Raw genomic sequence first — 24,984 nt, 5'->3', positions numbered from 1 at the left:
GCTTCAACCTCCTTATCTAATCTTCGCTAAAACATCTTTAAAAATAGCATAATTATTCTTAACTCCATCATCAAGGTCTATGGATATCATTTGATCAGCCAGATGATGAATTTTTTCTTCATAATTAAGAATTTCCTCAGCTTGCTCATTTAATGTCTTAAGCTTTTTACTTAGCTTAACCCTTTCACTTGTACTTGCACTTTCAATACGATTTTCTAAATCTAAAATAGCCGTACGATAACGGGACTGTTGTTCATGTACATAATCAGTACGAATACGAGCAATAATATCAGGCTCATAACGATGCATATAAATCAAACATTTAAATCCATTTTCCTTTCCAGAATCAAACATCCAGTAAATCGGGCGCTTCTGATACATCTTGCAATGGTCTTTATAGAAGCCGTTTAAGAAATACTTTCTGATAACATCTTTTGGCTGACCATTACCACCAAGAGCATCAGCAATGAAGTTCAGATTTTCTTCCAGCGTGTCTTTTCCATATACTACTTCCACGAATTTTACGAAGCGACCGACTATATCATCCTCAAAATATTCATCGTCACTAATGGGAATAATATTATCCTTATCCGCAGCGAATGAAGAATACTTGGAAGCATCCCAATCTCCACCAGCATAGGCAAGGCCATCAACATCAAGGGAATAACGGCCAAACATACAGCCAACCGCATAGGAAATAAAGGAAACAACCTCGTCCTCTTTCATGCGGATATACCTGCTACCCTTCATGCTCTCCGGCACATCCTCCTTGCTGTCGAATATCCGGTACACTGTAATATCCTTATCAGCCACCTCCGGTGTAAGCTCATCCTGAAGGCCATAGATATCGATAAATATTCGGTTCAGTTCTTCTTCATTGGCTTTTAGCTGATTGAAACGATCGTCACATTCACTCTGCCACTGGTAAAAGGCTTCGGTGATGGTAGGAACTTCTCGTGCAATAGAATGATGTTTAAAGTCCCATGATGTTTCAAAGGAATCCCAATCGGCTTTAGCTAAGTCTACACATTGACTGGATATAGTAGCTACATCAGTATTGCAAGCATCAATAACAGGAATTTGAGATATAGGTCCAGCACTGTAGTTCAGAGTTGGGCTGATAATGTCTAATAAGTATTGAGTAACCTTCGTGTTGAGAAATCCAAGTATAGAAAAAACATTTTCTTCTGGATATATAGATGAACCCGCTGTATTTGAAAGAGCACCATAATCGCTATACCTAAAGCTAATATTCCCAGAAGAAAGACTTCCCCATGTTATAGCCTTATGAAAATAAAATCTTTCGCTACGCAAATTTGCTTTTGAATGGTGTAACTCGAACCCATTATTCTCCCAGTTAATAATCCATTCTTTATTTCCGTACCATCTACGGAAATCGCCACCTTTATCATGTGGAGCCCACTTTTTCTTTTCTTTGGTAAAAGAGTCGCTCGAATCATAACCGATACCAAGGCGATAAAAAGCAGGTTCGTGCCAATAGCGTAAAAATTTATCATTTTCTCCAGTATCTAATCCCTTTTTCGTAGGTGCGACGGTTCCCAATGACATGTGCTGAAAATCCGAAAGAACACTATCACTCACCCAATACGCCAGAGGAGAGCCGGGGATTTTGGAGAAGTTGGACTGGTCTGCTGAATAGCGATTCTTACCTGCGAGTAACATCTCTTCTTTTCCTTGCTGACTCGTTGGTTCAATAAGTCTACAATACCTACCCTTAAAATTTTCAATATGACTTTTTCTTATTACAAAACTCGTAGTTTGTACGACTTCGCCACCAATTTCTTCAAAGGCTCGTGCCCCAAGGTGTGCCATATTTAAAATATTCGTATTAAGAATTTTAATACGCAATTTTTCAAAACTTGATAAAAACATCCAAGCATGCTGTGTTATCATTGCTTGATATCCATTTAATTTTGTCATTTGTCCACATTTTTCAATAAACACGGCAAACAAATCACTCTTACTATCTTTGAAATTCTTTTTAACATAATCAGATAGCTTTGAGTTCATATTAGAACTTCCCATATATGGTGGGTTGGTAACTACTACATCATATTTTTTCGAAAGTATTTCTGCAGTTCTTACTAATGGCAACAGTTCTTTTAATGCAACATCTCTATTAAAATCAATATCATCTATGATTTCATCAAAACGAGAATAAAGTTTATCAAAGTCCTGTGTAGTTACTTCTACTAATGAGCCATATTCTTTTGCATCATATAGCTCTTTAATAATTGTATCCATTGCCTCTTTTAATTTTTCGTCACCTTTACTAAAATATTCTAATGTAAAGTTGTCAACGTGATTACTTTCTGCTATAGCATATACATTAGGACTTATTCCACGTCTGAAAAATCCACGATCGTATTGACGACCTTTCATCATTACAGAAAAATATGCAAGTTGAGCTGCTCTATCATCTATATCAAGACCATAGAGGTTATTCTCTACAATGCTTCTTACTGCTGTTCTCGTGTTGTAGCCCTGTGACATATAAATATCAACAAGAACATCAAACATGTATGCCAATATATGTCCACTACCTGAGCATGGCTCATAACATTTAATATCTTCAGGGCTTAATTTTTTATACTCTTCACGAATTAAGTCTATTTGTTCTTGAACTTCTTTTTCCTGTTCTGCTTCATCAAGATAGTATCTCCACTTAGATTTTAATTCTTCATTTGGATGATCTTCTAACCACAAACGTCCCAGTGAGTTTTCAACCATATAGCGAACAATCCAGTCTGGTGTAAATAACTGGGTTGCAGCAGGAATATTTTCTTTTGTAATTTTTATATTTTTCTTAAGATCTAGAAATACTTCATCTTTTTTTTCACTGTTATAGTACTGATATAGCCAACCTATAATCTCTACTTCATCTTCCCAGTCCTCTTCCGGAATCAATTCAATCATTTGGGAGATAATACTTCCGTCACGTAGAAGATTGTCTGGGAATAGAAGCTCTGTATAGTCTGAAATCTTTTGAAACATTCCTGGTAAAATACTATTAAGTGCATTACATTGGGTAATCAAAAGATATTTATAGAGTTCATCGTTTTCGTTTGCTTGTTTGTATAAAAAAACTTTATCCTTATCTAGACCATCAAAATCCATGTGGATTGCCTCTGTCATAATTTGTGGCTTGAAGTTATTATTCTCATCGGTAAAAACACGCACTCTTGTAGGAAGATATCCGTTAACTTCCATAAAGCGAAGTGCACAGAAACGATTGAACCATGTATATGAAACTTCTTCTATAACCTGTTCATAGCCTTTGTCTTTAATCTGTTTAATTAAATCGGCTCTCTGTTTTTTTTCTATTGTGGAGAGTACATATCCATTTACAGTGTCGTCATTTGGATTTCCTATCTCTTCATTAGAAATCCCATATTTAAGTGCCCTCTGGCTCACGCGGGAGATTAGCTCCCGGCGAGCTTCTGTGGCAAATTTTTTTATTGCATTTTTATTCATAACGGTCTCCTTAAATTAATTCGATGCCGTCAAAGCCCTCCATATAGCTGGTAAGTCTTTTTCTTATATTCTCAACATAAGCATCTATATCTTCTTGACTTTCTAAGGTAGTTGAAGCAAAAAGCATTTGTCGATACACATTGTTTATTGACTTCTTAGTAGATGGTGGTTTTACTTTGCTATCTTCATGATTTTTAGCTGGTTTTGAAGGTTTCGAAGGTTGCGAAGGTTTTTTCTTTTCCGCCATTCTTTGAATTGCTTTATCCTTATATGACCAAATATTTGATTTAAGCCCATCTATTGATAATATACTTCGAAGTTCTTTTACTTGTGTTCTTTGTTCTTCATAGTACCTATCAGCTTCTTTAGGAATCACTTTATCTTGGTATTTATCAAGAGATTGTGAGTGAATCTCTCCTAAACATTGGCGAATAATTTCAAGGACTTCATCTTGCTTTTGTTTAAGCAGCCTTCCATGACCTTCATTTACTATATCCATAAGCCCATTTAACTTAGGAATGCTTGTATAGATACTATTTTTACCTACATCAAACATGGTAATTCTTCGAATCTCATTCAGTGCGTTATTTGCCTCTTCTTCCGCCATAAGATAGGATTGATCATTTTTAAGTTCGTTCTCCATGCGAACGGCTTCATCAAATACTTGTACTTGATTTTTAAAGAAACCCTCTACATTTTGCATATCATCTTTATTGTCGAAAAGATTATGTTCTTCTTTAAGGACTTTTTCAATTAGAGCTATATTGTCCTTGCGCTGTGAAAGTATATCTTCTATTAACTTAATTGACTCTTTCACAAGCTTACGATTAGGATATTTATGACCATCATATCTCCTATCTAAATCTTCATAGTGAACCTTTTCTTGTTCAAACTTTTCAGTAATAAATCTTACAAGCCCATCTTCATCATCGGGAACATCCATAACATCAAAGTAATCACGAAGTATATTTTTAACATCGTTTATTGTTTTTGCCCTTATAACTTGACGTTTGGAGATTGAAGTCTTTCCTATCAGGCTCTTTTTTCGAAGCATGTCTGGAAGCTTAGGATTATCTGGCTGAATGGTTTCTCCACCATGCTTTATAGTAACCTTCTGGTCATAGATTAACATGGCAACTACGACTGCAATGTCTATTTCCTTCCAACCAAAAGGGATAGCTTGATATCGACTTTGAACATCTGCCATTGATGTAGGAAGTTTATTTTGGTTCTGTATTTCTAAATAGTTTTCCATTTCAACTGCTGCATCATGGTTTACTTCATATCCTTCAAATACACCATTTTTATGTTCGCCTTGTAAAACTTCTATTATATCAGCGTCTGTATCGGCGTTCTTAGTAATAAGTCCAAGTTTGTCGTAAACATTGGTAACAAGGTATTCCAGCGCTTGGTCAAGTTTGTTCTTTGCGTCTCCACTTGTAATTTCAATACGCTCTCCATGTACATAAAACTGAGCGTCAATAATGGCCTTCTTTAATTCTTCTTTTGCTGATGACTCATATTTTGTAGCTTCGTCTTGATGATGACGTATGATGTCTTGTACAGACTTTGGAAGTTGCGCTACATTTCTCTGTTTAACATATTTACGAACTTTCATAGCTTTTTCTAAGGACTCGTAGTAAGGAGTCTCAGAAAGAACAACTATTGCCTGTTTAATAGACTCTGTCATAAGACGAAGGTCGCCTTTCTCAATAGGGTCCATTGCTACTGTCATTATTCTTAGTTTCATTGCACCGGTGACTGAACCAATATTGGTGTTGTCTACCTGTTGATCAAATGGAAAATCATAATTCCCATGACGATATTTTTTTGTTGTATATATATCTGCAAATATCATCTGACCAATACGTTCTACGATTGCAGATGTATCAACTTGAGTATTCTTGTAAATTTCTCTTTGTATGTCTTGTTCTTCATCAGTCAAAAAGTTATATGTTTCTCCAGTTCTTCCAATGTAGTTCTGGTTAAATAATCTATCTAAGCTTTCTCTTACAGTTTCTCTCATTGTAATCTTATCTATTCTAATATCATCTGCCATAAGAATTACTATATTATCAAGGTTTGCCGGAATATCATCAACATATCGTATAAGATAAAGTAATTTTAAAACATCGACATCTAAGTCTTCAATACCATCCCCATTGTCTGCTGCTTTTTGACAACGTTCTATAGCTCTACGAATGGAGCTGTCAAGAAATGTGTGAACAGTATCGTAGAATAGATAAAATGGTGCTAATGCGTATTCATCTTTTTCTTTTATCTTTTGAGCCGCTTCCTGGAAACCTGAAAGCATTGAACGTTCTCCTCCAGAAAGATGTTTTCCGGAGTTTCCATGTTTACGGATCTCAGCAAATACTTTTTGCATAATGATAAATTGGTAAGGGACAAATGGAAAATTTCGGCTAAAGTCTTGTGAATCTGTATATCCCTTAATATCAAGTAATGCATCAGTAAAACTAAAAAGGTTTCTTAGAACGGATTCATTCTTGTTATATACTTCTTCCAACAAAGGTTTTACTTCTAACTTTTTCTTCAAAATACGCTTTTGGATAACTTCATCTGCTGAAGAAGAAGTCAAAGAAAGTCTAGTTTTAAAACGGGCTTGAATACGAGAAAATTCGTTTTCACGGGCCTTAATTATCTCATCTATTGCTTCTTGACCTGTACAAACAACCCAAATCTTACCTCCACACTCACTACCAATTTTCTCAATTAGAGACTGTAGATTTATAAGGAGATCTGTATCTCCACCAACATATTGACCAACTTCATCCACCATAAATAAAAGACGGAAATCTTCTGGTTTATTGTCAACATATTCTTTCATTTCTGATACAAGTTGCGCTATGCTAGTCTCAACTTTTTCAGTTCCATTAAACCAGTTTCTTGCGGCATCTTCGCTCATGCCAAGAACTTCTTTTAATGTATCTACAATATCATCTTCAAAAAAAGCAAATGCATCTCTTGATTCAATCCATGATCCACCATTCTTTTCTTCAAAGACACGATGAAATTCTTCTGTCTTTCCACTTTTTTCAATAAACTGTTCAAGCTTTGCAATTTTAAGATTTTCTCCATAGAATCCAAGGTAGTTGTAGAACATCTTGGCAAAAACACGTAGAACAGCTGTTTTGTCTTTTTCTATAGGTCCTTCAATATCAATGTTGAATAGAATAGTATCTGTATTTCCCTTTGTAACGTATTCAATCAGTTCAAAGGTTTCTGGATCATCTTCAAATTTTTTTCGAAATCTTTCTACAGTGCTAACTCCCTGAACTTCTGGATTTGCTAAAATATATGAAAGTATCTTAAGGAAATGTGATTTACCACTTCCAAAAAAACCAGAAATCCATACACCAATATCAGAAGTATTCTCATCAAAAGATGTTTTGTAATTATTGAAAAAGTTGAAAAAATGTTTCTTTAAATCTTTTGTAATAACATACTCATCCAGCTCTTGCACAAGAACATTAGTGGCGTCTTGATCTACTTTAACAACGCCATTTATTTTACGATTAATATCATCTTGAAATAGTTGTTCAATAATCATGAATATCCTCCCTAAATCACATTAAAAGCCCTGTAATAAGAATTCTTCTTGAGGCGATTAAAAAGTTGTACATCTCGTCCATCGTAATTGCCTGGATAGAATACCAGAATTGGAACATCAGGAAATTCTGGCTGCATGGCATTTAATAAATCATGAACTCTGATAAATGGAAATACATCTCCAACTCCTGTTATAACTATTACATCACCTAATTCATGTGATTCATACTTCATCTTATTTACAAAAGCCGTATTATTTGCCATTCGGCTCATTTGAACTCTAATAAATTCTGTACCCTTTTTTTCTTCCATTGATGGTATAGCATTTGCAATTCTTTTATCTTCGCATATTGATAAAAAAACTTCATATAAGTTATACTCAATCACATTGCAGTTCATGGATTGGTCAGCCTTAACTTGTTCCATAAAATGCCTTATTACCATTTCATCGGAAGGGTCGTAACAGAATATTCTTATATTTACTTCGTTACTAAGTCCTTTGCTTTCAAGGAACTCTGATTCTTGCATTAAGGCCCTAAGTTTGTCTAATCTTTCTTTTAAATCTGCCAATTATGTCCTCCTTATGAAAAGCAATTAAAGGCAACAAGAGCAACATCGTCTCCATTTTCTCTAATTGAATTTTCTAATAACGAATTAATTGTTACAGGATTTAATTTTGTTGCTCTATTATTATCTAAATATTCATTTTCTACAAGGGTTTTTGTGATAACCTGCTTTAATTTTACAATTGTTGAATCACTCCAAGTTGCTACTCCATCATCTTGTTCTTGTAAACGTAGAAAAAAGCTATTCAAATCTATCTTTCCATATGTATCGTCAGAGGACCTATACTTTTCACCAATAACAGTAATCATAAAATCCCAAATTAGTCGATACTGTTTCATCATTGCATACAAACAAATTTGTTTTGCCACATTAGATGGTTCAGTTGCAATTGCTTCTATCAAAGAATCATCTTCCAGAGAACTAAGTCTTTTTAAACAAGCATTAGCCATTCTTCGTAAAGACTTTTCTGTTGGATATTGAAATAAGTTTTCTGAAACGATACGTTCTACCACTTCTTCAGAACTCAATCCTTCATTAAGTAACTCTGCAGTAGTCCGAACCTCGTAAAATAAAAAATGTTCTCTTGTTATAACTGCACTATATGGACTTGCCGCCCTTAAAGCTGTCTTTGTATTTTGATCCATCTAAATCCTCCCTAACAAATTTTACTTTTCCAATTGTTAGTAAATATATATCTGATTATTAAATATTGTAATGTATTAATTTATAAATCAATCGAAGCGTCATAAAAAATTTGATACAATTCTATTTTATCATACTTCTGGTGCTTATTAACTACAGGGACATATTAAAATACTTAAATAGAAAAAATTGATGAACTCAGTACAATTATTAAGACCTTTCAACAACTTTTTTTTATTTTTCCCAATAACTCACGATTTAAAGATTTCAACTGGCAAGTTTTGTTGCAATAATAACAGTCTTCTCTAAACGCTAAATTCTATCTCTCTTCTCTCTCTTCTTACTTCTCCAGCTCTTCAATCTCGTTATCCAGTCTTATTACCAAATCCTCTATTCCATTTCTAAATTCTCTTAGCTCGCTCATTGCTTCTTTTATTTCATCCTGGACTCTCAGGTCGGTAAAGATATTGTCAAGCCAAATGTCGAAGGTTCTATCGCTCATGGTATTGCTGATTTCTTCTGGTAGGACCATGTCCACATCTTTTAGTTCTTTATCCAATACTTTTACTGAATCTGTGATGTCATTTATATATTCATTAGCTTCTTCTATTTTATTTCTCTTTTTCAAGCTTGAGAAAAAATCTCCTCCAAAGATGTCCCACATTCCCCAAAATTCTGCACTGTCTAAAGAGTCCATTGCTCTGTCTATTTTTTCTATAACAATGTCGGCAGCATCTCTTGCTTCTTGAAGTTCTTTTTTTCTATCCATATTTATCTCCTTGATTACTTTTCCTTAATTATACCTTTTTATTGTTTTAAGTCTTGACTATTCTACAAAAGACATCTATAAAGAATCTATACATAAAAAAGGATAAGTTCTTTTACTTTTTTGAACTTATCCTTTTAAATGAATTCTTTTTCGAGTCTGAATGAACTTTTTGGTTCTATCACCTATTATCAAATCCTTTCATCTAATAATGGTTATTTTTTCTTTTTGTTAGCTCTCAGATAACTTTACTCATGTTATCTTCGATAAGATATCTTTAATATCCCCAATTATTCTTTTTAGAATATCATTTTCTTATATTCAATTGTCCATATTTAGTTTTAATAAACCATACTTTCCACACATATTAATCTTTTAATATACATGGTATTTAGTTCTCTTTGCCTTCTAAAGTCTTTTAATCAACTATTTTAATTTTTTATCAGACTCGAAAAGAATTTCTTTAACAAGTGACCTCATTTATATTATTGAACTCTACCATCAATTTCGTCTATGCTGTCTTCCTTGTTATTATATTTATACCCAAGAAAATATTTTAAAACATTTTCCTGGGTATTTTTTAGTATTTTTTATTAAATTGTTACATTTTTTTAATTTGTTAATCTTTTTTAATTTATTTTATTCTTTCGGCAATCTCCTGAGCCTTATTATATATTTCTTCTTCGCTAAATCCTATATTGAACTTTCCGTTCCTATATAAAATCTTTCCGTCAACCATGGTTAGCTTAATATTTTCTTTGCTTCCACTGTACACGATATTTTTTGTAATGTTATTGATAGGTCTCATGTTTGGTCTGTCAAGGTCAATTACAATTAGGTCCGCTTTCTTACCTTCTGCAATTACATCGCAGTCAACAAGGCCCATGGCATGGGCTGAGTTAACTGTAGCCATTTTTATAACATCATTTCCATCTATTAGTGAGGCGTCAAAGTTATTTACCTTTGTTAAACCAGACACTAAAAACATCTCTCTAAACATATCAAGTGCGTTATTACTTGCAGGACCATCTGTACCTATTCCAACAGGAATTTCTCTTTCCTCAAATTTTTCTATCGGCGCGATTCCCGAAGCAAGTTTTATATTTGAAGAAGGGTTTGTGATTACATATAGTCCCTTGTCTTTAAATATATCCATGTCTTCATCATTTAAATAAACACAGTGGTATCCGCCACCACCATAGTTATATATTCCCAGTTCGTCGAAGAGTTTTGTAGGTGTAACTCCATATCTTTCGATACAGTCTTCAACTTCCTTTTTTGTTTCAGAGTTGTGAGTCCAAACTGGAGCTTTATATTTTTCAGCAAGTTTTCCAATTTCCTCTAATAACTCTTTTGAACAGGTATACTCTGCGTGAAATCCTAATTTATATGAAATTAATCCATTATATTTTTTGTCGTTGTATTCGATATAGGACTTTTCCATGTTCTCAATTGAAGATACGAAGTTATTTAACGCTCCACATAGTACAGTTCTAAATCCAGTATCAACTGACGCCTTCACTATCATGTCTTCTGGGAAGTACATGTCAAAGTTTGCAGTTATACCTGAACTTAAATACTCCATTATTGCAAGAATTGAAAGCCAGTAAACATCGTCACCTTGAAGCTGTGCTTCTCTTGGAAAAATATGTTCAGTAAGCCAAGTCTGTAGTGGATAGTCATCTGCATTGGATCTTAAAAAAGTCATTGCAGAGTGGGTGTGGGCATTTTTAAATCCTGGCATAAGAAGATTTCCCTTTAGGTCAATCTCTTCATCCCATTTTATGTCGCTGTCTTTGCTGTCTCCAACATAACTTATTTTATTATCCTGTACCCATACTTCTTTTTCTTCTACTTCATAACCATTTGCCATGGTTAAAATTCTTCCATTGTAAAATCTTATATTCATTATCTCTTTCCTTTGTCGTATATTTCTCCAAGTGCTCTCGGTGCTCTATTGCTCTTACTGAAGAATACAAGTAAAAGTAATGTCAATAGATATGGTAGAACCATAATCAAGTTAGAGTAACTGCTTGGAAGTTTTAATAATTGTATAAATTGGAATCCTGCAGATTTTGCAAATCCAAATAATAAACATGCGCCAAGTGTAGGTATAATAGTCCAGTTTCCAAATATTAAAGCTGCTATTGACAAGTATCCATATCCAACAAAAAGTGCCGATGAAAAGTTTGTGGAAATTGAATATGCAAAACTTATTCCCGCAAGTCCTGAAAGGGCTCCTGAGAACATTACTGCAATAAATCTTGTCTTTGCCACGTCAATTCCCGCAGCATCTGCAGAGTTAGGGTTTTCTCCACAGGCTCTTAGATGTAGACCATACTTTGTCTTGTAAAGTATATACCATGCAATGAAGGCAATCACTATGATGATAATTTCAAATGGATATATCTTTGAGAAAAATCCACCGATTATTGGTATCTGTGATAGATATGGAATTGTGATTCTATCTGATACATCCAGCACAAATTTATCTGAAGGGTTGTTGAAAACAACTTTATTTATTTGCTTTGTCAAGAATGTTGTAAGTGCCAGTGCAAGAATATTTATAACCACACCAGAAATAACTTGATCTGCTTTAAACTTTATACATAGTAGGGCGTGAAGCATTGAGTAAATCATCCCAACAATCATTGCCAAAAGTAGGGATAGATAGTACACAGACTTTCCTTCCATTCCCCAAAAGCTCACTGCCATAACTGCAAACAGTGCTCCTCCAAATGCTCCAAAGCCTTGTAGACCTTCCAGTGCCAAGTTTGTAATCCCTGACTTTTCAGAATAGATTCCTCCAATTGCCATTATTAAAAGTGGAAGTGCAAAGGACATTCCGTCAATTATTATCGTATTAAGCATTTTCTTCCTCCTTGTTTGCACTTTCTTTAATTACTGCTTTTTCTCTATTGTTAAGTTTATATTTAAAATATGCTCCACAGGCACTGAATAGTAATATCAGTCCTGTTATAACTGCGGATATTTCTCTGTCCACTCCCGCTTGCGAACTCATGTAGTTTCCACCTTCACTAATCAAGTTGATGATGAATGATGCAAACACAATTCCCACAGGGTTTGAGTTACCAAGTAGACAAACTGCAATGGCGTCAAATCCCACAGCTGGAAGTACATTTGGTCTTATTGAACCGTAGTATCCAAGGAAGTAGGTTACCCCGGCAATTCCCGCAAGACCACCGGAGATAAACATGGTCTGTAAAGTCTTTTTACCAACGTTAATTCCCATGTACCTTGAAGCCTCTTTACCTGCTCCAACGGATTTTATTTCAAATCCCATAACGGTCTTATCCATTATGAATTTAATTACAATTACTGTTATAATCGCTAAAATTATTGCCAGTGGAATATTTATTTTAAATCCACCGATGCGCATATTCATTAGTGTAAGCCTTGCGCTTTGAGAAATATTTTTAGACTGTCTACTAACAGGGTCAACGTATTTCGTATTAATAAAAAATGCAATTATATATTGGGCAATGTAGTTTAGCATTATGGATGAAACAACTTCGTTTATATTGAATTTGTATTTTAAAAATCCAATTAGTCCACCGACAATTGCTCCAACTATGAATCCAAGTATTATAACAAGTGGCTTTGCAATTACTGCATTTAAATCTGAGTATCCTATTAACACAGTTGTTATAAATCCTGCCACAAGCATCTGTCCAGAAACACCAATGTTGAAAAGACCACCCTTTAACGCAACCATTACCGCAAGGGATGCAAATATCATTGGAGTAAGAGCGTTTAAGAAGTCTGCAAAGTCTGTTACCATGGACTTTCCACCGGCGTATCTTGCCTTTGGTGCAAGTCCCACACCTTGTAGTAGATTATAAAATGCAGAAAGAGGATTCTTACCAAGTATTAGTAAAATTATTGCTGCAACCACAAGTGACAGTGCTATGGAAAGTATTGGGATTAAAATATTTTGTCTCTTCATGAAATTCTTTTCTGTTTTATTTTTCATTCCCTCACCCCCATCATAGCAGCTCCAACTTCTGTGCTCGTAAGCTTAGACGCCTCTTCAATTTTTAAGATTTCACCATTGTAGATTACCCCAATGGTATCTGCAAGGTTCATTACCTCTTCAAGTTCAAGGGAAATTAAAAGTATTGCCTTTCCCTTCTTTCTCTCTTCTAAAATATATCTGTGAATATTTGTCACAGCACCTATGTCAAGTCCCCTTGTCGGCTGTACATAGATTTGAAGTGGAGAGTCCTGTTCAATTTCACGGCCAATTATCGCCTTTTGTTGGTTACCACCACTCATGGAACGAACGATTGTGTCTCCTCTCTGTCCTGATCTAATATCGTATTTGTCTATTATTTCATCTCCATAAGATTTTATCTTTGAGAAGTTTAATACTCCAGACTTTGAAAAGCCTTCCTTATAATAGTTTTTAGAAGATATATTTTCCTCCAGATTAAAGTCCATTATAAGACCTACTGAATGTCTGTCCTCTGGAATATATGAAATCCCTGCATCATTTCTGTCACGAATTGACCAGTCGGTTATGTCCTTTCCCAAAAAGTTTATTGAACCAGACTCCACCTTCATCATTCCAGCAATTGCATCTGCCAGTTCCACCTGTCCATTACCTGACACGCCAGCTATCGCCATTATTTCTCCTTCTCTGATGTTGAAGCTGACATCCTTTACAACTTTAATCTTGTCTTTGTTGATAACATTTAGGTTTTTAACTTCAAGAACATTTTTTCCAAAATTTGCCTTCTCTTTATCAAGGGTAAGCTCGATGTCCTTACCAACCATCATAGATGATAGTTCTTTTTTAGAAACATCTTTGGTTTCCACTACATCGACAAGTTTTCCCCTACGAAGAATTGCACATCTATCTGCAACTTTTTTTATTTCGTCCAATTTATGTGTAATAAGAAGTATGGTCTTGCCCGCTTCTTTTAAATTCAAAATAATTTCAAGAAGAAAATCAATTTCCTGAGGAGTTAAAACAGCAGTTGGTTCATCAAATATTAAAATTTCTGACTCTCTGTAAAGCATTTTTAAAATTTCTACTCTCTGCTGAATAGACACATTTAAATCTTCTATTACAGACTTTGGATTTACTTCAAGTCCATATCTGGTTGAAAACTCTTCAACCTTTTTATTTGCTTCTTTCATATTAACGTAGGGAAATAGACCCAAAAATTTCTTTTGTGGTTCAATTCCCATAATAATATTTTCTGCCACAGTGTAGTTTGGCACCAATTTAAAATGTTGATGCACCATCCCTATGCTTAAATCTGTAGCGACATTTGGTGATGTAATTCTAACCTCTTTGCCATCTATTAAAATACGACCTTCATCAGGCTCATACATTCCAAAAAGCATACTCATTAGTGTGGATTTGCCCGCACCATTTTCTCCAAGCAGTGCAAATATCTCGCCTTTTTTTACTTTTATCGTAACATCGTCATTTGCTACAACACCTGGAAATCTTTTGGTAATATTTTGCATCTCTACAATATACTCCGCCATTGTACCCTCCTATTTAATATGTAGAGGTTACCCGAAGGTAACCTTAATTTTATAGTCCTTTAAATTGTTCAGGAGTTTCTTCACTGAAGTTTGATGGAGGTACTATATTACCATTTTTAACTTCGCCATATGCTTCATCTAACTTCTTTATAGTTTCTTCAGATAGTTGATGTCTTCCTTCTTCCTTTACAAATCCTGTAGAGTCTGTATCTGCATGAAGAAGTGCATTTTCTCCCTTGAAACTTCCGTCAGCTATAGCATTTAATTGTTTTTCAACGTTCATATGCATAACTTTAAGAACAGAAGTTAATATAACATTTCCTGAACCTGTCTTACCGTCATCAAATTGGTCAACATCACAGCCTATTACTTTTACATTTTCGGCTTCTTTAGCAGCTGTAAATACACCATTACCTGATCCACCAGCAGCAACTAACATTATGTCTACGCCTTCTTTAATAAGAGCTTCTCCAACAACTTTACCTTTAGCTTCATCATTGAAGTTTCCAACGTAGTTACCACCAACGTTTTTGCCTGTAACATCTTCACCAGCATAGGATGGAAGTTCTACAAGTTCAGCCTTAGCTCCCATGTTCTTAACTGCATAGTTAACGCCAGCTTCAAAACCATATTGATAGTTTACATTTGATGGGAATGCAATACCATTTACTACTGCAACTTTTCCTGTCTTAGTTTCAAGAGCTGCAGAGATACCAGCGAAAAATCCTGATTCTTGTTCAGCGAATTGCATAGCGTAAACATTGTCTACAACTTTTTCTTCTCCACCAACTGTTGGATAAGAGTCAACTAAGATAAATTTAGTGTCTGGGTTTTCTTCAGCTATATCGCCGATTCCAGCAAATTGGAAACCACAGCAAACTATTACATCGTAATCAGCTACGATATCTGCAACCTGTTTAACTCCTGCAGCAGGGTCCCCAGTAGGTTCCTTGATAGGAGTAACTTTAGCATTTGGATGGTTTTCTATAAAAGCTAAAACTCCATTGTAGTTATCTTCGTTGAAACTTCCGTCATCAACACCTGAAGGGCTTGAAACTATTGCAATGTTAAGTCCTTCTTCATTTCCTGCTGCTCCATCTGCACTTGATGCACCAGTTGATCCTGTTTCAGGAGCAGGTTTACATGCAGTTAAGCAAAAGGAAAGTACAAGTAATAGCGATAATAACGCTATATTTCTTTTCTTCATTTTTATCCCCCTATAATAAATTTTTTAAACTCTCCTCATATGGAGGTTTACATATCCCTTTTTCTGTAATGATTGCAGTGATTAAACTGTGATCAGTTACGTCAAAAGCCGGATTATATGCTTTAACACCCTTTGGTGCCATTGCCTTTTCATACCACTTAGTACTGATTTCTTCTTCAGGTCTAAGCTCGATTTCAATGTCCTCTCCCGTCTTGCAATTTAAATCAAGTGTGGAGGTAGGACCAAGTACATAAAATGGAATGTTGTAATGTTTTGCAAGAATTGCAACTCCACTTGTACCAATCTTATTTGCCACGTCGCCATTTGCTGCAATTCTATCACAACCTACAAGGACTGCTTGAACCTTGCCAGACTTCATGACGATGCTTGCCATGTTGTCACATATAAGTGTTGTGTCAAGGCCTGCCTTTTGTAATTCGTAGGCTGTAAGTCTTGCACCTTGCAAAAGCGGTCTTGTCTCGTCTGCAAATACATGGAAGTTCATTCCCTCTTCCTTGCCAAGTATCATTGGTCCCAAGGCTGTTCCGTAAAGTGACGTTGCCATTGGTCCTGCGTTACAATGGGTAAGTAATCCCATTCCATCTTCAAGTAGTGACAGACCATGTCTTGAAATGGCCTTGCACATTTCTATGTCTTCATCTTGAATTTTTATTGCCTCTTCTCTGAGAATTTTTCTTAATTCATCAGCTGAATCTCCATTAAACTCTTCAACTACTTTATTCATTCTCTTTAGTGCCCAAGAAAGATTTACAGCAGTTGGTCTTGAAGAATTTAAATACTCAGAGTCTTTAAAAAAATCTTCTTTAAATGCTTTTAAGTCATCATCATAGCCCTTTGCTAAAATATACATAGCGTATCCACCACATATTCCAATGGCTGGAGCTCCTCTAACTTTTAAATAAAATATCGCATCGTAAATCTCTTCACGCTTGTTTAATTCAATATAAACTTCTTCTCCTGGAAGTTTTGTTTGATCCAGAATAATAAGTTTGTCTTCATCATTCAAATAAATATTATTAGGTCTCATTAATCCTCCCATAATTTAAATCCAACTTTAAAGCTTTTAGATGAAAAAGCTTTTTCATAATCCTTTAGTTCAAAAAATTCCACATCGGGAAATTCCACATAACCCTTCTTCAATAAATTTAATGCAGGTTTAAAAGGACCACATCTGGAACCTTTTATTCCAATCTCCCTAACTACAATTTCAGAAAGGTCAAGCTCTACATTTTCTGTGTAGGTGGACTTAACAATTATTCGTCCTCTGTTCTCAACGAGTTTTAATGCACTTTCTATTCCCGAAGGACTTCCTGTTGCATCAATTACTATTCCAAAAGTTTCATCTGTATCCATTATAACATTAGCAAAACTTTTAAAGTTATCTAACTTGTTTTGATGTTTGCCAAGTACAGTAAGGTCCGCTCCAGTTAGTGCTATAACCTGGCCAATCATAAAAGATAATCTTCCGTCACCAATTAGTAAGACCCTTGAAGTTGGTTTTATATCTTCCCTCTCACATATTTCAACTGCTGCAGCCAGTGGTTCTGTGAAAAGTGCCTTCTTTGGATCAAGATTATTTTCTACAACATGAAGCAAGTCATTCCTCCAAGTTATAAACTGTGTAAACACACCGTCATGGCCATTAATTCCAAGGACCTTTCTGTTAATACAGTGATTTTCTTCCCCTCTCAAACAGTACTTACAGTGACCACAACCACGGTTTATTTCACCAACGACAATCTTTCCTAAAAGTGTTTTATCATCCGACTCCACCACTTCTCCAACAAATTCGTGTCCAAGTACGCCTTTGAAGTCTGGTCTATATCCTTTCATTATCTCTCTGTCAGTGTTACAGATACCAGCGTACAAAATTTTTATTAGGGCTTCGTCTTCCCCTCTTACTGGCTTTTCGTAGTCTTCTAAATATTCTAAAGACTTTCCATTAAAGTATAGCGCCTTCATTAAATTATCTCGTTTATCTTTCCAAGGGTAACTTTTACAATTTCTTTAAACTTAGGTGCCACAAGTTTTGCATTTTCATTTACCTCTTCATGGGTAAGTGGGTTGTCGCTCATTCCTGCAGCTAAGTTACTTATGAAAGATATTCCACAAACTCTCATTCCCATATGAACTGCAACCATAGCTTCAACTGTGGTGGACATACCAACTGCGTCAGCACCTACAACTTGAGCAAGCTTTATCTCTGCTGGAGTTTCAAAATTTGGTCCTGTAGTTTGAAGATAAACTCCTTCCTTCATCTCATGCCCAACTTCCTTTGACGCTTCTCTTATTAAATCTATCAGTTCAGGGTCGTAGACATGGGACATATCTGGAAATCTTGTTCCCCATCTATCGTCGTTTTCTCCAATGAGTGGTGATGGAACCAAACTGCTTATGTGGTCCTTGATAATCATAAGATCTGCTGGAACAAAATCCTTATTGCATCCTCCAGCTGCATTGGTTAAAAATAAAACCTTTGCCCCCATCTCTCTCATAAGCCTAACAGGAAGTACAACATCTTCCATCTTGTAGCCTTCATAAAAGTGAACTCTTCCCTGCATTATTACAGTTGGAAGTCCATTCACATGAGCAAACACAAATCTCCCCTTATGTCCCATTACAGTTGACTTTGGAAAGTCTTTGATGTCTGCATAGTTTATAGTTCCTTCTATTTCTAAATCACTTGCAAAGTCTCCAAGCCCCGATCCCAATATTAAAGCAAGTTTCGGCTCAAATGGAATCTCGTCTTTTAAACTTTCGTAACATTTTTGTACTCTATCATATGCTTTTGTCATTTTTACCTCCGTTCTTTATTACATTATATAACAAGAGTAATGTAAAATAAAATCATTAATTGTTTCTGCTTTCTTTTTAAATTTATACCCAATTAAAGTTCTTTTTTCTCTTTTGTTCATATTTCAACACTTTATTAATTTTACATTACATATTATAATAAAATAAGATTTGACAAAGGAGAATAACTTGATACTTCGAAAAAATAGAAAAAATATTAATTTGATTCTCATAGTCCTGTCAATAATCACTGTTATTTTCATAGCACTTGCAGCTCCATTTGGCGTTCCAAGATTTTTTCAAAAAGAATATATCAGTAAGCCTATCTATATAAAAGAAAAGGGTTTAAGACGGGAAACTTTTTCAAAAAACTATTTGAAAGAATCAGATAATCTTTTAAACAATAAAATATCAATACCTTCAAAGAAAAATAATTATTGGACATATAATGGCGACATGAATGAGTTTAAGGATAAAAATAGATCAGACCAAAGATATCTTTATTCATTTTTTATGTTAAATGATTTAATAAATTCTTACAATCAAACAGAAAATATAGAGTATTTGAAAAAAGGGTTTGCTTACTTAAAAGATTTTTATGAACAATGTCCCTATGACTTTGATCCAGTTGATAATATGCCATGGCATGACGAAGCCACAGCGCAAAGGCAAATTAATACTGTTAGATTTTATAAGGTCGCAAAAAACTTTTTGGATGAAGACCAATTAAAACTCATTCGAGACAACTTAGAGTTTACTGCAGGTAAATTAAATACTGAAATGTACTCTGGTTTTAATAATCATGGAATGTTTCAAGACCTTTCACTATACTTCTACGGAAAGGCCTTTGCAAAACCTACACTTGTTTCAGCTTCCACTAAAAGGCTACAAGAGTATTTCTTAAATTCTTTTTCAAGTGAAGGGGTCCATTTGGAAAATTCTCCAGAGTATCATTTTGAGATGCTCTACATATTGAACGACTTTTTCAATTCTGTGCAGAGTAAAGACTTTACTAAGTATGATGAGATTTTAGATATTTATGAAAAGAGCATTAACTATTCAAAAGCAATTATTTTGCCAAATGGATATTTGCCAAATATCGGTGACACTGCGTCTTTAAAGATTGACTTAAAAGATTTTTATCAAATTTCCGATATTAAAAATAGTAACAACAATAGGAATAGATTTTTAAACTCTGGCTATGATATTTATAAAAATGGCGAAAACTATCTCGCTTTTATAGGTCCTTCTTATTTGTCCTATCATCATCACGACCACGACCTGTCCTTTTGGCTATATAAAAACGGAAATATTTTTACAGAAGTAGGAAAGTATGGTTATGACTGGGAAAACCCTAAAACTCAATATGTTAGAACTTATCCCGCTCATAATAGCGTTGTGATAGACGGTGAAGAAGACATCTCTCCAAGTATATTAAATGGCGAAATGCTAAATCTTGGCGAAAATAAAATGGCTTCTATTTCAAAAAGATCTCAAAAGGCAGAAGTATATAGAGAAATAGATTTTAATGATGACTTAACAAAAATAGACGTTAAGACCTCTATCTTTCCAAAGGACGACAAAGAAAAAACCTACGAACTCTACTTCCACTTGGCCCCGGAAATTAAACCTATCCCTTCAAATGGCGGAAATTCTGTAGAGCTATTTAGAGCTGGTGAAAAAATAGGAACAGTTCTTTGTGAAGAGAAGATGGACCTAAAAAAAGATATGTATTACTCAAAGTCATATGACAAGGGACAAAAGACAGAAGTTATCTACATCAAGACTTCTGGATTAGAAAAGCATATCAACTTAGAAATTAATTTAAAATAGTCAAGCACTCGACAAAGTATGAGTCTTGACTATTTTTTATTTTATTTCCCTGTTATCTCTAAGCACCTTATAAAAAGTTCTATGGTTTGCAATCCTTCTTGGTAAAAGTTTTTGAATCTTTTTGTCGTTAATTTCATCCATCATTGCTTTATATTCAGCTGTACTCATATTGGAAAATAATTCAACATATGACTTTTCTTTAAATGCCCTTCCTTTATACTTTTCTAACTGTAGAAAAATATCAAAGTCCATTCCCACCTTTTGACTCTTAAAGATCTTAAAAAGTTTTTCTTTTTCCTTCTCATTAATTTTAAAATAAGAATTTACAAGGTGGTCTGGAAGAAAACTGCTAACTTCATATTGATAAATATTAAAGTCCAAATGTAAATCTTCCAATGCCTTTCTAAACACATAATTGCACCATCTATGTTCGTAGTGGGAGTCATATGGAGTTACTATAAAGACATTTTCATATTTTTTATCCCTTAGATAATCTTCCAGTTCCTTTGCTGTCTGTGAAGTATATTTGTTTACGTTGTTATTTTCAGCGTCAAATATTTTTAATGACCTTATACCAAGGGTCTCTACCAAAACCTCTGCCTCGGCTTTTCTCTCTGCCTTTATGTCAACTCCTTTTATCGGTTTCGACCCTGAGGAGTCCGTAAGGTAAATAAGATCAACTTTATCATTGTTAGTTCTGTTTCTTAATAATAATCCACCCAATCCAATAGTTTCGTCATCTACATGGGGAGATATAACCAAAGTCTCGCCTAAGGGTATTTCTATCTCCTTTAGATTTTCAAAACTTTTTCTTCCGTACATCTTCTTAATATTAAAAATATTAAACCATTTTATGGGATAGTATAAAATTTCTGCAAGAGTATCTTTCCACATTTATTTTAATTCCTCCAAGGCTTTTTTAAAGCCAATCATTTTCTTTATCTTCTTTCCCTTATCCGAAAGAAATAAGTCTAAAATGTATATATTTGTAAATGAATTTGCATATCCAAACTTCCAAGCATATCCTCCCACGCCGAAGTTAAATTTTTTAAACCCATTACCTTTAAATAAATCTTCAAATATAAAATAGAATAGTGCATTGTTAAGTCTATACTCTCTGTAGTCTGGGTCATATCCTGTATTCCATGACACAAGCTCATCTCCATTTACATAGCAATTTCTATAGGCTATAACTTTGTTCTTATCAATATCACGGATGATAAAATTCTTAACTAAATTTGAACCTATCTGAACATTTTTTATAAACTCTTCTCTCTTCTCATCCTCATATAGGGAATATCTTTCGCTACGTCCAAGGGATTTTAAAAACTTCTTTTCTTCAATATGAATTTTTTTAATCTCATTGTAAAGTTTTTCATTCATATTATCCACAACTTCAAACTCTATATTTTTTTCTCTCAAAATCTTGTTTTTATACTTCCTTGTATTGGAAGGAAAAGTTTTATTAAATTCATCAAAGTTTTCATATTCATCAAACTTTAAAGTTGGAACCATATTTTGTTGACTGAAGTGTCCATTTAGCTTTTGATTTTTTAAAATATATTTACTCAGATTTGTTTGGGGCAAAATATTATCCAAGACAACTCGGTCAACTGAAAGCTTTTCAATGTATTTAAAAAGATTTTTAATTGCCGTGTCGTAATTTACAACAGAGTCTCCTAAAAGTATATTTTTAAAATCTCCTTCAAGACCAAATTGTAATTCTGTCCATTTAGAAAGCGCAACTTTCCTTTTTCTTATTTCAAAAGGGGCAAGAAGTATTGGATTGTTATTTTCGTACATCAATAAATAGAGAAGATTTTCACCTTCATTTGCTTTTACATATTCCCTTAAAAATATTGGGGATAAAAAAACTATTTTTTCCCTTGTACTTTCCCAAAGCTTTTCAATGTCAGGAATATATTTTTTAAAATCTTCTAAAGTTTTAATCCTTTTTATTTCCATCTTCTTCCCTTTCTTATATTCTTTAACTTCTCTTTGTTTGTAAATGCCAGAACAGTAGCCATTAGCAAAGAAACTAAAAGTCCAATTAAAAATCCTGATGGAGTATATTTTAACTCAACATGATTTTGTCCACTAACACCCTTTATCTTCAAGAAGCTTCCATAGAAATCATCTGTTTTAGCAGCCTTGCCATTAACATATGCCTTCCATCCTTCGTTATATGGAATTGATGTAAGTATTTCTCCGCTGTCACTTTCTATTTCAAAACTTACTTTTTCTTTATGAATATTCACATTCTTTGCACCATTTGCCATAACATTTTCAAAGCCTTTAACAAAATTTCCCTCATCAAGCTTAAACACTCTAAATAAAAAACTGTCCTTATCTTCACTTCCAATATCAACCTTTACCTTAAAGATGTCTCCCTTGTTGAAGTAAAGGCCTCCAACTATATTCTTATTTCGAATATCAAAGGAAGTTTTTTCTTCATAATATTCTACAGTAAACTTGTCATCACCAACGCTATCGGAGTCAAAATAATAGTATCCGTCATCTGGCACTTCATATTCAAGGGTTAGAGTTGCAGTATCTTCAGTGGTATCAAAAAATATTTTATCTTCAAGAGAATCTCTTATCTTTAATCCATTACCAGACTCTGAAACCCTTTTGACTTCCTTAAAAATGTTTTTATCCACTCCTGTAATTAGCTTAAAAAGCTCTTCTTGATTTTCAATATTATCATATTTAAAATTATCTTTAGATATGTCCCCTTTAGGTTCAAATGCCAGTGGAAGACAGTACTCATTTTCTAAGAGCCTGACATTACCCCAACTTGAAATCTCCTTAAAACCAAACACATCGACTTTGTCATCTCTTTCATATAGATATCCAATATTTAAAAATCCATTTATAACAGGCGTAGTGTAATTGTAGTAAATTCTATTTCCAATTGGACTTGTACTATGTCCCATCTTTTCTAAAAATGTTGAAACCCTTTTATCGAGTGTTGACGAAAATAATGATAATCCATTGTAACCATAAAGTGCTGGGTCATTGAACGTAAATCGATCCATAGACTCCTGTCTTTTAAATTCCGTGTGGTCTATTTCTGACTGCAATATTTTAATCTCATCTTTGCCCTTTATAAAGTCATAATAATCCGTACTTCCACCTGAGTAAAGTCCAAAGCATCCATTAACTACAAGTTCTATGGAAAGCAAAATGCAAAATATATTCCTTCCAAAGTTTTCCTCTCTGATTATTAAAAAGGTACATATAACATATGCAAACATCAAAAATAGGTTAGCAACTGTAATCTCCCAGTCCCTTTCCTGACCAACAAAATAAATTATAAATAAAGATAGCACTGCAAAAGGTAATATCCTTTTTATGCTGGTAGTCTCTAAGTTCTCATAAGTTTTATAACAAATTATACCTATCATAAAAGAGAGTATAAATGTAAATCTTGAAGGAAGCATATTTGAATATCTAAATCCATGCCAAATATAGTCAAGCACATTGACATTGGTACTAAGATATAAAAAGAGAATAAAAAGCATACTAATTAACTTTTCCCTCTTGGAGATGCCCTTTACAAAAATATATACAAAAATAAAAAATATTATAATAAGACCACTGTAAATATTTGGAAGACCATCTCTAACTGTCGATGAGTTAAAGGCAAGTCCATTTGCCATCAAATCCCTAAAATCATTTATAAGTTTAACTTTTTCATTGAAGGCAGCTGGAGTTTTATAAACTCGGCTTAGTCCAATTGCAGTGGGCACAAGTATGAATGCAGAACAAAGTGCAGCAGCAACCGAATAATAAAGAGTTTTAAATCCTTTTTTTAAAAAATCTCTAATATTTAATCTGTTGACAAAGCTGTAGCCAAAATAAAATAAAATAATCGCTACAACTACAAATATAGACATGTAATAATTACAAATAAAACAGCCAAGCAAGCTGAAAAAATAAAATTTATATGAGTTTGAAAAAACTACTTTCTTAATTCCAAGAATTGTAAGTGGAAATAAAATTATTACATCAAGCCACATTATATTCCAGTAGTATCCACATATAAATCCACTTAGTGAGTAGATTAGAGAGAACACAACCAATGAATAGTCCTTCTTATTGTAAATGGAATAAAGAAAGACGCTAAAACTAAGTCCCGCCAATCCAATTTTTAATGCAATAAGGAATTCAAAAAATACAATTACAAAATCTTCTGGAATTGCAATTAAAAATATATTGAATGGAGACATCAAATAATATGCCATCAGTCCTAAAAAGTCAGAACCCAGGCCCATGGAAAAAGTATAGAAAAAACCTCCACCATTAATTAACTTGTCCCTCAACACCTGAAAAAATTGATAATATTGATGATATGCATCCACTATTAAAATTTGATTCCTCCCAATGGGATAGTATCCATTTGCAATATATGTAATTATAAAAGTCAAAAATGGAATCAAAAAAGCCAATGTGAAGAAAAAATATTTTTTTTGTTTTAATCTTTCATATCTTTGTCTCATAGCTCCCCCTCTACAGTATTATACTTGAAAATAAAAAAGGTTTCATTAAAAAGGGTCAAAAAGTGGAA

17 protein-coding genes are annotated in these 24,984 nt (G+C 34.0%); 1 reads left to right on the top strand and 16 read right to left on the bottom strand.

Going from position 1 to position 24,984, the window contains the following annotated elements; all coding sequences use genetic code 11:
* Positions 1–12: 12 nt before the first annotated feature.
* From pglX to BN2746_RS02645, 13 genes are all read right to left on the bottom strand, one after another.
* On the bottom strand, positions 13–3,495 hold the full coding sequence (gene pglX / locus BN2746_RS02705; protein WP_055078309.1) for a BREX-1 system adenine-specific DNA-methyltransferase PglX: 3,483 nt from the start codon (positions 3,493–3,495) through the stop codon (positions 13–15).
* A gap of 10 nt (positions 3,496–3,505) precedes the next feature.
* Entirely contained in the window at positions 3,506–7,066 is a 3,561-nt protein-coding gene (gene brxC, locus BN2746_RS02700) for a BREX system P-loop protein BrxC (protein WP_055078308.1), read from the bottom strand.
* Between the two features lie 11 nt (positions 7,067–7,077).
* Positions 7,078–7,635, bottom strand: a complete 558-nt coding sequence (locus BN2746_RS02695; RefSeq protein ID WP_055078307.1) for a DUF1788 domain-containing protein — start codon at positions 7,633–7,635, stop codon at positions 7,078–7,080.
* A gap of 11 nt (positions 7,636–7,646) precedes the next feature.
* Positions 7,647–8,276 (bottom strand): DUF1819 family protein, encoded by a 630-nt coding sequence (locus tag BN2746_RS02690; RefSeq protein WP_055078306.1) that lies wholly within the window; start codon positions 8,274–8,276, stop codon positions 7,647–7,649.
* Between the two features lie 338 nt (positions 8,277–8,614).
* A complete protein-coding gene (locus tag BN2746_RS02685) occupies positions 8,615–9,043 on the bottom strand; it encodes a hypothetical protein (RefSeq protein WP_055078305.1) in 429 nt (142 codons plus the stop codon).
* 631 nt (positions 9,044–9,674) lie between these two features.
* Positions 9,675–10,949 (bottom strand): amidohydrolase, encoded by a 1,275-nt coding sequence (locus tag BN2746_RS02680; protein ID WP_055078304.1) that lies wholly within the window; start codon positions 10,947–10,949, stop codon positions 9,675–9,677.
* Positions 10,949–11,911 carry an ABC transporter permease gene (locus tag BN2746_RS02675; RefSeq protein WP_055078303.1) on the bottom strand — a complete coding sequence of 321 codons (963 nt, stop codon included), beginning with the start codon at positions 11,909–11,911 and terminating at the stop codon, positions 10,949–10,951. The genes BN2746_RS02680 and BN2746_RS02675 overlap by 1 nt, the downstream gene beginning before the upstream one ends.
* Positions 11,904–13,034 carry an ABC transporter permease gene (locus tag BN2746_RS02670; RefSeq protein WP_055078302.1) on the bottom strand — a complete coding sequence of 377 codons (1,131 nt, stop codon included), beginning with the start codon at positions 13,032–13,034 and terminating at the stop codon, positions 11,904–11,906. The genes BN2746_RS02675 and BN2746_RS02670 overlap by 8 nt, the downstream gene beginning before the upstream one ends.
* Positions 13,031–14,560: an ABC transporter ATP-binding protein gene (locus tag BN2746_RS02665; RefSeq protein ID WP_055078301.1), complete on the bottom strand. Its 1,530-nt coding sequence runs from the start codon at positions 14,558–14,560 to the stop codon at positions 13,031–13,033. The genes BN2746_RS02670 and BN2746_RS02665 overlap by 4 nt, the downstream gene beginning before the upstream one ends.
* A gap of 49 nt (positions 14,561–14,609) precedes the next feature.
* The gene (locus tag BN2746_RS02660; RefSeq protein ID WP_082420177.1) at positions 14,610–15,767 is read right to left on the bottom strand and encodes a BMP family lipoprotein; all 1,158 of its coding nucleotides are present in this window, start codon (positions 15,765–15,767) and stop codon (positions 14,610–14,612) included.
* Positions 15,768–15,777: 10 nt separating this feature from the next.
* Positions 15,778–16,815: an S-methyl-5-thioribose-1-phosphate isomerase gene (mtnA, locus tag BN2746_RS02655; RefSeq protein WP_197273080.1), complete on the bottom strand. Its 1,038-nt coding sequence runs from the start codon at positions 16,813–16,815 to the stop codon at positions 15,778–15,780.
* Positions 16,815–17,750, bottom strand: coding sequence for an alcohol dehydrogenase catalytic domain-containing protein (locus tag BN2746_RS02650; protein ID WP_055078299.1), 936 nt, complete (start codon positions 17,748–17,750; stop codon positions 16,815–16,817). The genes mtnA and BN2746_RS02650 overlap by 1 nt, the downstream gene beginning before the upstream one ends.
* The gene (locus BN2746_RS02645) at positions 17,750–18,583 is read right to left on the bottom strand and encodes a purine-nucleoside phosphorylase (protein WP_055078298.1); all 834 of its coding nucleotides are present in this window, start codon (positions 18,581–18,583) and stop codon (positions 17,750–17,752) included. Before BN2746_RS02645 ends, BN2746_RS02650 begins: the two co-directional genes overlap by 1 nt.
* A 187-nt stretch (positions 18,584–18,770) precedes the next feature.
* On the opposite strand from BN2746_RS02645, the gene BN2746_RS02640 reads away from it, so the two are divergent.
* Positions 18,771–20,414, top strand: a complete 1,644-nt coding sequence (locus tag BN2746_RS02640) for a heparinase II/III domain-containing protein (RefSeq protein WP_055078297.1) — start codon at positions 18,771–18,773, stop codon at positions 20,412–20,414.
* A gap of 36 nt (positions 20,415–20,450) precedes the next feature.
* Here BN2746_RS02640 and BN2746_RS02635 read toward each other — a convergent pair whose 3' ends face one another.
* From BN2746_RS02635 to BN2746_RS02625, 3 genes are read right to left on the bottom strand one after another with little or no spacing between them, the layout of a single operon-like run.
* Positions 20,451–21,308, bottom strand: coding sequence for a PIG-L deacetylase family protein (locus BN2746_RS02635; protein ID WP_055078296.1), 858 nt, complete (start codon positions 21,306–21,308; stop codon positions 20,451–20,453).
* Positions 21,309–22,379 (bottom strand): GNAT family N-acetyltransferase, encoded by a 1,071-nt coding sequence (locus tag BN2746_RS02630; RefSeq protein WP_055078295.1) that lies wholly within the window; start codon positions 22,377–22,379, stop codon positions 21,309–21,311. It abuts the gene before it with no gap.
* The gene (locus BN2746_RS02625) at positions 22,370–24,916 is read right to left on the bottom strand and encodes a YfhO family protein (RefSeq protein ID WP_055078294.1); all 2,547 of its coding nucleotides are present in this window, start codon (positions 24,914–24,916) and stop codon (positions 22,370–22,372) included. The genes BN2746_RS02630 and BN2746_RS02625 overlap by 10 nt, the downstream gene beginning before the upstream one ends.
* Positions 24,917–24,984: the final 68 nt, after the last annotated feature.

Source organism: Lagierella massiliensis (genome assembly GCF_001407835.1).
GTDB lineage: Bacteria > Bacillota > Clostridia > Tissierellales > Peptoniphilaceae > Mediannikoviicoccus > Mediannikoviicoccus massiliensis.
This window is presented reverse-complemented; position numbering and strand designations above follow the sequence as displayed.